Source organism: Renibacterium salmoninarum ATCC 33209, from assembly GCF_000018885.1.
In the GTDB taxonomy this organism is placed as follows: domain Bacteria; phylum Actinomycetota; class Actinomycetes; order Actinomycetales; family Micrococcaceae; genus Renibacterium; species Renibacterium salmoninarum.
This window is the reverse complement of the sequence record NC_010168.1, coordinates 1-12349: the sequence shown is the minus strand read 5'-3', so window position 1 is coordinate 12349 and position 12349 is coordinate 1. Positions and strand designations below refer to the sequence as shown.

The 12349-nt window shown below is 53.6% G+C and carries 10 protein-coding genes and 2 tRNA genes; all 12 read right to left on the bottom strand.

Annotation, left to right across the window (positions count from 1 at the left end):
* Window positions 1-67: 67 nt before the first annotated feature.
* Window positions 68-505, bottom strand: a complete 438-nt coding sequence (locus tag RSAL33209_RS19435; protein WP_325051561.1) for an EamA family transporter — start codon at window positions 503-505, stop codon at window positions 68-70.
* A gap of 193 nt (window positions 506-698) precedes the next feature.
* A tRNA-Ala gene (locus RSAL33209_RS00050) sits at window positions 699-771 on the bottom strand.
* A gap of 10 nt (window positions 772-781) precedes the next feature.
* The gene (locus RSAL33209_RS17870; RefSeq protein ID WP_012243477.1) at window positions 782-901 is read right to left on the bottom strand and encodes a DLW-39 family protein; all 120 of its coding nucleotides are present in this window, start codon (window positions 899-901) and stop codon (window positions 782-784) included.
* Window positions 902-927: 26 nt separating this feature from the next.
* A tRNA-Ile gene (locus RSAL33209_RS00045) sits at window positions 928-1001 on the bottom strand.
* Between the two features lie 76 nt (window positions 1002-1077).
* Window positions 1078-1578, bottom strand: coding sequence for a DUF3566 domain-containing protein (locus tag RSAL33209_RS00040; protein ID WP_012243476.1), 501 nt, complete (start codon window positions 1576-1578; stop codon window positions 1078-1080).
* Entirely contained in the window at window positions 1565-4129 is a 2565-nt protein-coding gene (gene gyrA, locus RSAL33209_RS00035) for a DNA gyrase subunit A (RefSeq protein ID WP_012243475.1), read from the bottom strand. Before gyrA ends, RSAL33209_RS00040 begins: the two co-directional genes overlap by 14 nt.
* A 78-nt stretch (window positions 4130-4207) precedes the next feature.
* Complete coding sequence (gene gyrB, locus RSAL33209_RS00030; RefSeq protein WP_012243474.1) at window positions 4208-6316, bottom strand: DNA topoisomerase (ATP-hydrolyzing) subunit B; 2109 nt, start codon at window positions 6314-6316, stop codon at window positions 4208-4210.
* Between the two features lie 258 nt (window positions 6317-6574).
* Complete coding sequence (locus RSAL33209_RS00025) at window positions 6575-7141, bottom strand: DciA family protein (RefSeq protein WP_041684208.1); 567 nt, start codon at window positions 7139-7141, stop codon at window positions 6575-6577.
* On the bottom strand, window positions 7134-8330 hold the full coding sequence (gene recF, locus RSAL33209_RS00020) for a DNA replication/repair protein RecF (RefSeq protein WP_012243472.1): 1197 nt from the start codon (window positions 8328-8330) through the stop codon (window positions 7134-7136). Before recF ends, RSAL33209_RS00025 begins: the two co-directional genes overlap by 8 nt.
* A 1-nt stretch (window position 8331) precedes the next feature.
* On the bottom strand, window positions 8332-9216 hold the full coding sequence (gene gnd / locus RSAL33209_RS00015; RefSeq protein WP_012243471.1) for a phosphogluconate dehydrogenase (NAD(+)-dependent, decarboxylating): 885 nt from the start codon (window positions 9214-9216) through the stop codon (window positions 8332-8334).
* A 43-nt stretch (window positions 9217-9259) separates the two neighbouring features.
* The gene (gene dnaN, locus RSAL33209_RS00010) at window positions 9260-10384 is read right to left on the bottom strand and encodes a DNA polymerase III subunit beta (protein WP_041684206.1); all 1125 of its coding nucleotides are present in this window, start codon (window positions 10382-10384) and stop codon (window positions 9260-9262) included.
* A gap of 418 nt (window positions 10385-10802) precedes the next feature.
* On the bottom strand, window positions 10803-12206 hold the full coding sequence (gene dnaA / locus RSAL33209_RS00005; RefSeq protein WP_012243469.1) for a chromosomal replication initiator protein DnaA: 1404 nt from the start codon (window positions 12204-12206) through the stop codon (window positions 10803-10805).
* Window positions 12207-12349: the final 143 nt, after the last annotated feature.

Below are 12349 nucleotides of genomic sequence, written 5' to 3'. Positions count from 1 at the left end.
CTGCCGTGCTTTAGAGCCAGTGAGTGTGTATGCCCCGGCCAATAGCCCACCGCCAAGTCCCAAAAGGTCACCAATAATCGCCGTCGGCGAGGTGCCTAAATCGAATCCGGTAATGATCACTACACCGGCAAAAGCCAAAGCAAGGCCAATTAAAGATCGCCGGTACCTGTTTCACTTTCCGCAGTAACTGAAACAACACAATCCAGGCCGACTGCAAACAAACCAGAGCGGTAGCGGTAGCAACTGAGGTCAGTTTGAGCGCCGTGATGAAACAGGCGAAGTGCATAGCCAGGGCCACTGCTGCTACCGCTGCCCAAAAAACATCCTTACCAGTCAGCTGACGGAACTTGCTTCGTTGCCTGAGCATTGTTGGGGCGCCCATAAGCACTGCACCCAGCGCATTTCGCCAAAAAGCGATGGCTATTGCCGGTGCTGCGGTCGCGGCCATAATGGGGCCGGATGCAGCGACGCCCAAAATGGCAATCGTGGCCAATACGAAGTTCACAGGTTCAGAGTATGGCACGCTTCTCCGCACCCTCATCCCCGCTATTCCCGTCGAGTGTCGAGTTGTGGTCGCTAAACTCCGTGTTTAGCGACCACAACTCGACACTCGACGGGCTTTAGGCACCTCAATGGGTTTTAGACACGTTTTAGACACAAAGAAGCCCGGATCTTTAGACCCGGGCTTCTTCATACGGTGGAGGCACGGGGAATCGAACCCCGAACCCCCTGCTTGCAAAGCAGGTGCGCTACCAATTGCGCCATGCCCCCCGTAGCGGCTTCAGTCAACCTTATCAGTTTCCTGGTTCCAGACGTTCTTTTGTTGCTTCGAAACCTGCATTTTCTTTCGCAAGAAAACTGCGCCAGCAATAGCTGCTGCGATCACGATCAATTTCTTCATCGTTCCTCCTGCGCTAGTAGGATCCGTGGGCGTACCAGGACTTGAACCTGGGACCTCTTCGTTATCAGCGAAGCGCTCTAACCGCCTGAGCTATACGCCCCCACGACCCTCTCGGGCCGAGATAAAACTCTACAGCATCATGTGACGGCTGCCAAAATTGGCAGCCGTCACAGCGCCTAGTCGTCAGTTAACGTGACGCCAATTCCACCGACCAAAGTGGCGGAGATGTTGTACAACACCGCTGAAAGCATCGAAAGTGCGGTCAATAACACCACGTTGACCACGGCAATGATTGTGGCGAAGGACGCAACCTGACCCAGCGAAGCAAACTTCTTCACGTCCAGCGGTGTGCCCTCCGGACCCTGAATATCGCCAAGCAATGAATTGATCTGGTTAAACAAACCAGTCAAGTCCAAAACGGTCCAGAGCACGATCGCGGCAACCACGGTAATGATGCCAAGGGCAACCGAAAGCAAGAACGCCATTTTTAGCACTGACCAGGGATCTACCCGAGAAACCTGGAGCCTTGCACGGCGGACTTTAGCCTTAGGAGCCGGTTTGACTAAGGCCGGCCGACTAGCGGTAGCCGTGGTCGACGTCGGCCGCTGCGGCGGGCGGGCAGGCGCACTTACCCTTGGGCCCACGCCGGGCTTAGAGTTCGAGTTATTCGTGCTCAATCGGTGCCTCCTCGGTACCAGTCTCAGTCTGGCCTTCAGCCGTCTGGCCTTCAGTCAACGGTACTTCATCCTCGGTTTCTTCGCTCTCCAAGCCGCGTTCTCTATTGCGTGCGACCTCGATAATCCGGTCATTTTTGTCCGGTTTAGCGAAAATAACGCCCATTGTGTCACGGCCCTTCGCAGGAACCTCAGCCACGTTAGAACGAACTACCTTGCCGCCTTCCATAACGACCAAAACCTCGTCGTCGTCCTGAACAATCAGTGCGCCAACTAGATCTCCGCGGTCCTCAACAAGTTTGGCAACCTTGATGCCCAAACCGCCTCGTCCCTGGGTACGATATTCTTCCACCGCGGTGCGCTTGGCGTAACCGCCCTCAGTCACGATGAAGACATATGAATCTTCTGTGACTACGTTAGCGGCGAGCAATTCGTCATCCTGGCGGAACTTCATTCCCGTGACACCGGAAGTTGCCCGGCCCATCGGACGCAGCGCCTCATCAGTCGCGGTGAACCTGATCGACTGACCCTTGCGGGAAACCAGCAACATATCGTCGCTCTCCGAGACCAGCTGAGCGGAAACAAGCTCATCTTCATCGCGTAGGTTAATCGCAATCACACCGGCTGAACGGTTAGTGTCGTAGTCTTCGAGCCGGGTTTTCTTAACCAAGCCGTTCTTGGTCGCCAGCACCAGATACGGCGACTGTTGGTAGTCTTTCAAATCCAAGACCTGGGCGATTTTCTCGTCAGGTTGGAAAGCCAACAAGTTCGCTACGTGCTGGCCCTTAGCATCCCGTCCAGCTTCAACCAGCTCATAGGCCTTAGCCCGGTAAACACGACCCAAGTTGGTGAAGAACAGCAGCCAATGGTGCGTGGTCGTGACAAAGAAATGCTCGACGACGTCGTCTCCACGCAGCTGAGCACCCTTGATGCCCTTGCCACCGCGATGCTGTGAACGGTAGTTATCGCTGCGCGTGCGCTTGACGTAACCACCGCGAGTAATCGTGACGACCATTTCCTCTTCAGGAATAAGGTCTTCCATACTCATGTCGCCGTCATAGCCGAGCATGATCTGAGTCCGTCGCTCATCACCGAACTTATTGACGATCTCCGCCAATTCTTCACTGACGATAGTGCGTTGGCGATCCTCGGAAGCCAAGATCGAGTTGTACTCGGCAATCTCGAGCTCCAACTTCGCATTCTCGTCCTGGATTTTCTGCCGTTCCAGGGCAGCCAGTCGACGCAACTGCATATCCAGGATCGCGTTCACTTGCAGATCGTCGATGCCAAGCAGGTCGATAAGGCCACCACGAGCCTCGTCTACCGTGGGTGAACGGCGAATCAAAGCAATTACTTCGTCAAGCGCATCAAGTGCTTTAAGTAGGCCTCGTAAGATATGTGCCCGCGCTTCTGCCTCGTTGAGCAAGAAGCGGGTACGGCGCACAATTACTTCCATCTGGTGCGCAACCCAGTGCCGGATAAACGCGTCCAAGCTCAGCGTGCGGGGCACGCCATCAACAATGGCAAGCATGTTGGCGCTGAAGTTATCTTGTAGCGAGGTGTGCTTATAGAGGTTATTCAGCACAACCTTGGCGACGGCGTCGCGCTTCAGGACGACGACGAGGCGCTGGCCGGTGCGGCCAGAAGTCTCATCGCGAAGGTCAGCAATGCCGCCGATCTTGCCATCTTTGACCAGCTCGGCGATCTTTACCGCAAGATTGTCCGGGTTTGCCTGGTACGGCAACTCAGTAACGACCAAGCAGGTGCGGTTTTGGATCTCCTCCACATTGACCACAGCGCGCATGGTGATTGAACCACGGCCAGTGCGGTAGGCGTCTTCGATGCCTTTATGCCCCAGAATCTGGGCACCTGTTGGGAAGTCTGGCCCCTTGATTCGCTGAATCAGGGCTTCGAGCAGCTCTTCTTTGCTTGCCGTTGGATTAGCCAGGTACCACTGTGCACCTTCGGCGACCTCACGCAGGTTATGCGGCGGAATGTTGGTAGCCATACCAACGGCAATGCCGGAGGAGCCATTGACCAGCAGGTTCGGGAACCTCGCCGGCAAAATGACTGGCTCTTGATTCTTACCGTCGTAATTGTCCTGGAAATCGACGGTCCTCTTGTCGATGTCACGGACCATTTCCATCGCGAGTGGCGCCATTTTGGTTTCGGTGTAACGCGGAGCGGCAGCACCATCGTTACCCGGCGAACCAAAGTTACCTTGGCCAAGTGCCAAGGGGTAGCGCATGGTCCAATCTTGGATCAAGCGGACCAGGGCATCGTAGATCGCTGAATCGCCGTGCGGGTGGTACTGGCCCATAACTTCACCGACCACACGAGCACACTTATTGAACGAGCGATCCGGCCGGTAACCGCCGTCGTACATCGCATAAAGCACCCGACGGTGCACAGGCTTAAGCCCATCGCGCACATCCGGCAACGCACGGCCAACAATAACTGCCATGGCGTAGTCCAAGTAGGACCTTTGCATTTCGGTTTGCAGATCGACCTGTTCAATCCGGTCTGTGATGATTTCGCCGGTCTCATCGCTCATTGTGTGGCCCCGTTCAACATCTTGGGTTCGTTATAACGTTCGGAGTTCTTTTGCATCGCACTGGCGAGCATACCCAGCTCAGATATCAAGGAAGCGCACATCCTTGGCATTTGTCTGGATGAAGTGCCTACGCGATTCAACGTCTTCACCCATCAAAATGGAGAAGGTCTGATCCGCCGATGCGGCATCGTCCATGGTCACCTGCAGCAACGTACGGTGGTCCGGGTCCATGGTGGTCTCCCACAATTCGGTGTAATCCATTTCACCGAGACCCTTGTAACGCTGAATGCCATTGTCTTTCGGGATCCGATGGCCGGCAGCTGCACCTTTGGTCAGCGCTTCGTCGCGTTCCTTATCCGAGTACACATAATCGTGCGGGGCGTTGGACCACTTGATCCGGTACAGCGGCGGCTGGGCTAGGTAGACATACCCGTGTTCAACAAGCGGACGCATGTAGCGGAACAGCAAGGTCAACAACAAGGTCGTAATGTGCTGGCCGTCAACGTCAGCATCTGCCATCAGCACAATCTTGTGATACCTGGCCTTTTCGACGTCGAAGTCCTCACCAATGCCCGCGCCAAACGCGGTGATCATTGCCTGGACTTCAGCATTGCCAAGCGCGCGATCCAACCGAGCACGTTCGACGTTGAGGATCTTTCCGCGCAACGGCAAAATTGCTTGCGTCTCGGGGTTTCGCCCGCGAACTGCAGAACCGCCTGCAGAGTCACCCTCCACCAGATAAATCTCGCTCTTCGAGGGATCCTTAGACTGACAATCCTTCAGTTTTCCAGGCATACCACCGGACTCAAGCAGGCCTTTGCGTCGAGTTGATTCACGAGCTTTTCGCGCCGCTAGCCGAGCTTGCGCTGCCTGAATTGATTTCCGGATCACATCGCGGGCCGGGCCGGGGTTGCGCTCTAGCCAATCGCCGAGTTCGTCAGTCACAACGCGCTGAACAAAGCCTTTAGCTTCTGAGTTGCCAAGTTTCGTTTTAGTTTGGCCCTCAAATTGCGGCTCAGAAAGCTTGACTGAGATAACCGCGGTAAGACCTTCACGGATGTCGTCGCCAGTGAGGTTCTCATCTTTTTCCTTGATGATGTTCTTCTCGCGTGCATAGCGATTGATCAAGGAAGTCATTGCCGCGCGGAAGCCCTCTTCGTGGGTTCCACCTTCATGAGTGTTGATGGTGTTTGCGTAAGTGTGCACACTTTCCGAATACGCGGTAGTCCACTGCATAGCCAGTTCGAGCGCGATCGAGCGACCGTTAAGATCCTTGTTTTCGCTTTCAAAAGCGATCACGTCGGGATTGATCACCTCGACCTTTTTGGACGAATTCAAATACGTCACGTAATCAATCAGGCCATTGTCGTACTGATAAATCACTTGACGATGTGCCGGAGTATCTTCAGCTGATTCTGCATCGGAAGCGATTTCTTCCTCGACGCTTTCAGTGACCCGTTCATCCGTGAGCGTGATCCGCAAGCCCTTATTCAAAAAGGAATACTGCTGGAACCGTGCGCGCAGTGTTTCAAAATCGTATTCAGTTGATTCGAAGATGCTGCCATCTGCATAAAAGAGCTGAGTGGTTCCTGTTTCATCGGTGGGTTCGCCTTTTCGCAGCGTACCAACCGGCTGTCCACCGTCAGCGAATGACTGGTGCCAAGCAAAACCTTGTCGTTTGACCGTCGTCTCTACGCGAGTAGAAAGTGCGTTAACTACCGAGATACCGACGCCGTGCAAGCCACCAGAAACCGCGTAACCACCGCCGCCAAACTTACCGCCAGCGTGCAAAACCGTCATGACCACCTCAACGGTGGGTTTCCCCTCAGTCGGGTGCATATCTACCGGAATACCGCGGCCGTCATCATCGACGCGGACGCCACCATCGGCTTGCAGTGTGATTTCAATATGCGTGCAGTAGCCCGCCAAAGCTTCGTCAACAGAGTTATCAACAACTTCGGTAATCAGGTGGTGTAAGCCTCGAGGTCCGGTAGAACCGATGTACATTCCTGGCCGTTTACGGACCGCCTCAAGGCCTTCCAAGACCGTGATATCGCTGGCATCGTAATGCGATTCTTCGGGTGAAACGTGCGAGGTGGGAACAGCTTTTGCTGAGGGGGAAGGCTGGGCCGCTTCATCAACTGATGCATCTGGATTCTGCGGATTTTCTGGGTTGCTGGTGGACACAGGCGTGCTCGACCCCTCTATTCTTGGTTAATCAGCTTCACGTATTCGACTCGTGGCATGCGCCATCGCGTCGGCCGAGTAAGCGTCCGATTCATTCCTTCTGATTATTCTACAGGGTCTGGTTGTTTTAGGGGTGAAGCTAGCCCAGAAATAGCCCTAAAAGGTCAAAAAAACCGCTCAGAACGAATCTTGGCTCCTGCTTATGACTCCGGATACATACCAGGGAGTGCGCAAGCGGCTGAGAGGATTATTTGGCGGTCAGCCGTAGGTGTCTCTTGGGCCGCGGCCATTTACTGTTCGGCCACCCTTGCGCCAGTTTGGCGCGGTGGGCCCTAATACCTGGATTTTTGTCACCACTCCGCTGCCCAAATCTGCGTCAAATCGCGCTAAGAGGCTTGCCGAAAGTAGCCTCAGTTGGGTAGCCCAACTGGTCGAATCGCAGCGAACGTGTAGCACGGTACCGGTGAAAGATTCGGGCTGACAATGAGCTGAAATTTCAGCGCCAACAAGGGTGTTCCATTGCGCCATCACCGAACCAACTGCTACTGGGGATGACCAGCCGCGTTCGGCAACCATCCGCGAAACGATGCCACCCAAGCCTTGTGGATCGCGACCCACAAAAACATCATTTTCAGATGACTTCCCACCGGGGCGCGCTTTAGCGCGTTGACTTTTACTCAACGCGGCTGCGCTGCGCACCCGTCGATCACCGCGAGATTTGGCGGCTTCCCGCATTCGATTTAGCGCAGATTGCGCCGCATCAATGCCCTGATCTTTAGCATCCGCCCAGGTCTCTGATTCATGACCGTTCTCTGACTCAGTCATCGACAACCCCAATCGCCGAAACTCTGATTCGACGGCCGCTAAGCTCAGCCGGCACGTCATCGTCTACTGCAGCGGTGACAAGAACTTGTTCCGCACCGGCAACCATGTGAGCGAGCTTGCTACGCCGTGAAGAGTCCAACTCCGCAAAAACATCATCCAATACCAAAATCGGATCTGCGCCGTCAATCTCTTGATCTGCTTTGAGCACATAGTAGGAAGCTAGTCGCAGAGCCAACGCTACAGACCATGTTTCGCCGTGCGATGCGTAGCCCCGTGCCGGCGCCTGACCCAAGCCGAGTTCCACCTCGTCTCGGTGCGGTCCAATCAAAGTTAAACCGCGTTCAATTTCACGCTGCCTCACTGCTGCTAAGGCCAATAAATAGTGTTCAGTGAGTGATTCCACACTCGCACTGACTAATGAGGCAGCTTCGTCATCGTGAATTTCAGCGGCGTCATCCGAGTCTTCTTGGTAGCCGTCCAAACTTGATCGATAACGAGCGGACAACTCTTTCGAACCATCAGTGAGTTCTTGATACGCCCGCGACATCTCTGGTTTGAGTTGTTCTAAGACCTTTAGCCTGGCCGAAAGCAGCTGCGCAGCATGGTTGGCAAAATGCTGATCCCAAACTTCAATGGTGGAAAGAAAATCAGCGCTAGGCGCTTGCCGCGATCTGCTGTGTCCCCGCGCGGACTTTAGCAGGGCATTACGTTGCTTCAACACGCGCTCGTAATCCGCGCGGAGCCCGGCAAATCTTGGATGTAAAGACTGCAGCAAATCATCCAAAAACCGCCGTCGGTTGCCAGGATCGCCCTTTACCAATGACAAGTCTTCAGGGGCGAAAAGCACCGTGCGGCAAAGCCCCAAAATTTCGCGAGCTCGAACCGGATTAGCCCGATTAATCCGCGCCCGATTGGCGCGACTTGCATTAATTTCTACTTCTAGACCGAGCCGTTGGGTGCCGCGCACAAGATTTCCACGGATCAATGCTTGCTCCGCACCGAACCGAATTAACGGTCCGTCCTGCGAAACACGATGCGAGCTCAATGAAGCCAAATAGCCAAGTGCTTCAACCAAATTGGTTTTACCTAAGCCATTTGAGCCAATAAAAACGTTGACACCAGGCTCCAAACCAAGATCAGCTTGCTGATAGCTGCGAAAATCCGTGAGCGAAAGCTGCTCTAAATACACACTATTTCGCCGGTTTGGTCGCGTGTCCGCCGAATTGATTGCGCAGTGCCGAAACCATGCGCATCGCCGGGGAATTATCTTCGCGAGAGGAGAACCGAGCATAGAGCGCTGCGGTAATTGCTGGCACTGGCACCGAGCTGGCAATTGCTTCTTCCACGGTCCAACGTCCTTCGCCGGAATCTTCAACATAGTCATCGATTGCAGCCAGACCGGGATCTTCTTCGAGTGCTTTAACCATCAAATCAAGCAGCCAAGACCGAACTACGGTGCCTTTTTGCCAAGCTCGGAATGTGCCCGGGAGATCTTTAACGATGTCTTTCGCGGCAAGCAGCTCATAACCTTCGGCGTACGACTGCATCAGTCCATACTCGATGCCGTTATGCACCATTTTGGCGTAGTGTCCTGCGCCAACTCCGCCCACGTGAACGAAGCTGTCTGCCCGATCGCCTTCCGGCCGAAGCGCATCGAAAATCGGCATCGCGGCTTCGATGTCTTCATCCGAGCCGCCAGTCATCAAGCCGTAACCGTTCTGAAGTCCCCACACACCGCCGGAAACGCCACAATCCAAGAATTTGATGGATTTTTCGGCCAACTGTGCCGTGTGCTTCTGATCCTCGGTAAATCGCGAGTTGCCACCATCGATCAACAAATCACCGGCAGCTAGTTTTGCACTCAACTCGTCAACGACGGAATCGGTAATCGCGCCCGAGGGGACCATTACCCAAACAATTCGGGGTGCCGGCAGAGCCGCGACAAGATCGTCGATTGAAGAAACGTCAGTCACTTCTGGATTTCGATCAAAGCCGGTTACTTCAATTCCAGCTTCGCGCAATCGCGCACGCATGTTAAATCCCATTTTTCCCAAACCGATAAGACCGATATGCATGATGACTCTTTTCTCTCGAACCTTTGTTTGGCAGCTAACCGAGTTACTGGTTAGGAAGTCTTACTGGCATAACGAGGTAGCGGTAGTGATCTTGATCATCGCCATCGATGCTGTCTTGCGCCGTCATCATGGCCGGTTTCGGTGCAGAGGTGAAAGAAAACCGAACATATTTACTTTCAAATGCGTTCAAACCTTCGCTCAAATAATGCGGGTTGAAGGCAACAGTGATTTCTTCTCCGGTGAGCGCCGCTTCGAGCGCCTCTGAAGCTTGTGCATCCTCGCCAGTTCCGGCATCTAGACCGACTTGGCCATCGGTAAAGGCTAGCCGAACTTGCGTATTTCGTTCCGCGACCAAGGCCACGCGGCGCACCGCTTCAACCAGCGCAGAGGTCTCAACAGTGGCGTGAATTGGCGTATTTTCGGGGAAAAGAGAACGAATTTTTGGATAGTCGCCGTCAACTAGCAACGAGGTGGTCCGACGGCCGCCGCTTTCGAAGCCAATAAGCTCGGAATCTTCCGAAAGCGAAATGTTGATCTCACCCGCGCCGCCAAGAGTTTTCGCGACTTCGCTCAAAGTTTTGGCTTTGACCAATGCAGAGGTCGAGATACCTGGCACCGCTGGCTTCCAATTGAGCTCGCGCATGGCCAATCGGTACCGGTCAGTGGCCAACAAGGTGATTAGATCGTCTTCAATTTCAACCTTGACGCCGGCCAAAATAGGCAAAGTGTCATCTTTGCTAGCCGCGACCGTGACCTGAGTAACCGCTTTGGCAAACGCATCACCGGCAACAGTGCCGCTGATTTTTGGCAGCGCTGGAAGTTCTGGATAATCGGCCTCTGGCATGGTTGCCAAATTGAAGCGAGAGTTTCGACAAGTCAAAATTACCTTCGACCCATCGGTGCTTACTTCCACCGGTGCGGAGGGTAAGCTTCGGCAAATATCAGCCAATAGCCGTCCCGAAACCAAGATGGTGCCTTCTTCAGCAATATCTGCCGGGATTTCGAGGCGGGCTGAGATTTCGTAGTCAAAACTCGACAAGCTCAGTGTGCCAGCTGACGCTTTGAGCAACAGCCCGGACAAAACTGGTACCGGAGGGCGAGGTGAAAGAGCTCGTGCCGCCCAGCTCACCGCGTCATTGAGAACATCCCGTTCAACTCGGAACTTCACTGCAGGGCGCCCCTTTTCCTCGCATTGGACATCTCCCGACCTTGCTGTCGGGAATGACATATTGCTCACCAGCTTAGCTGCTCTCGCCGACCATTCGTCCATGCTTGGTTTTTTGTCGTGAGAGCGGGAGTCCGGGTGATCTCGGAAGCTTAGTTGTTATTTGATGGATTCAAATTATTGGGAATCGTAGTGTTAATAACTGCTGTGGATACTGTGGATAACTCCTCTGGCCCTTGCAATCTGGGTGAAGTTGCTTGTGTACAAGATGTTGGTTCAGCGACATCAGCCAGCACGACCACGGTGGACAACTTCTGCGCCATTTCGCTGATCCACAGCCAGTGGTTGAGTTGTCACCATAACGAGCGGGTTTGTCCACGGGTTTATCCACAAAGTTTTCCACACCTGTTAAAAAGTCGACTCAACCTTCGCGCTGTTGCTGCCTAATGAGGTTGGTTAGTTCGGTTACTTGATTGAAGATTGTGCGGCGTTCAGCCATCAACTCGCGGATCTTTCGGTCGGCGTGAATCACCGTTGTATGGTCTCGACCACCAAGTTCTTGACCAATTTTTGGTAGCGAGAGATCTGTTAGCTCTCGGCAAAGATACATAGCAATTTGCCGGGCATTAACCAAAGTTCTGGTTCTGGATTTTGACCGGAGCTCGTCGAGACTCAGCTTGAAATATGCCGAAGTCTGACCAAGGATTGTTGCTGCGGTGATCTGTTGGTCGCCATTATCGGTGATGAGATCCTTCAAAACAGTCTCAGTAAGACCGACGTCGACTGATTGGCGGTTCAGCGAGGCGAACGCAGTGACACGGATGAGAGCTCCTTCAAGCTCTCGGATATTGGTAGAGATTTTTGAAGCGATGTACTCAAGAACGTCGTCCGGCGCGTGTAAACCCTCACCGATAGCCTTTTTGCGCAAAATAGCGATTCGAGTTTCTAGTTCGGGCGGCTGAACATCTGTGAGCAGGCCCCATTCAAACCGCGAACGCATCCGTTCTTCAAAGCCTGATAGCTGCTTTGGTGGCAAATCTGAAGTGATGACCACTTGTTTATTGTGGTTGTGTAGCGCATTGAAAGTGTGGAAAAACTCTTCTTGAGTTGCTTCTTTGCCGGAGAGAAACTGGATGTCATCAATCAGCAAGATGTCCACATTGCGGTAGGTGGTCTTGAAGCTGGTGCCTTCGTCATAACGAATGGAATTGATGAACTCGTTGGTGAATTCTTCAGAATTTACGTAACGAACTCGGATCCCGTTGTAGAGCCGGCGCGCGTAGTGGCCAATTGCATGCAAAAGGTGAGTTTTTCCCAGGCCGGAATCACCGTAAATGAAGAGCGGGTTGTAGGCCTTTGCTGGCGCTTCAGCTACCGCAACTGCGGCCGCGTGCGCAAAACGGTTTGATTGTCCGATGACGAAAGTATCAAAGAGGTACTTAGGGTTCAGTCGGCCAAATTCGTTAGAGGTACTGGGTGGTCCTGGTTGTGGTCGTGATTCTTCCGAAGGTTCATCAGGTTCAACTTCTTGGCGAACTTCTTCTGGTACCGGCGTGAGATCAGTGTCGATGCTGATCGCGCAGAGCACGTCCTCACCAAAGACTTCGCGCAGCGCCAGGTCGAGGGATCCTTTGATTTGATTCTGTAAAACCTCTCGAGTCAACTCGTTAGGAACAGCAAGCAAGAGAGTTGATCCGATCAAACCTTGAGCTTGAGCCAAGGTAATGAACCCGCGCTGGCGAGGCGAGACATGTTCGTCCTGTTCGAGGATCTTGACTACCTTGCGCCATGATCCGGCGATATCGCCATTGCTTTCAGTGTTCACTTAGCTACCTTTGTTTGACTTCGTTATGGCTTCAACCGATCCCAATACCGTGATCCACAGAGTTATTCACAACCAGTGGATAAGAGGCCATTGAACAAGACTAGGGGATGAATTGGCCTTGTGGTAGCGAGAAGCGAGGTAAG

Coding starts and splice junctions, on each gene's coding strand:
- RSAL33209_RS17870 (WP_012243477.1), bottom strand. CDS start 901: ATGAAGAAATTGATCGTGATCGCAGCAGCTATTGCTGGCGCAGTTTTC.
- gyrA (WP_012243475.1), bottom strand. CDS start 4,129: ATGAGCGATGAGACCGGCGAAATCATCACAGACCGGATTGAACAGGTC.
- RSAL33209_RS00025 (WP_041684208.1), bottom strand. CDS start 7,141: ATGACTGAGTCAGAGAACGGTCATGAATCAGAGACCTGGGCGGATGCT.
- gnd (WP_012243471.1), bottom strand. CDS start 9,216: ATGCATATCGGTCTTATCGGTTTGGGAAAAATGGGATTTAACATGCGT.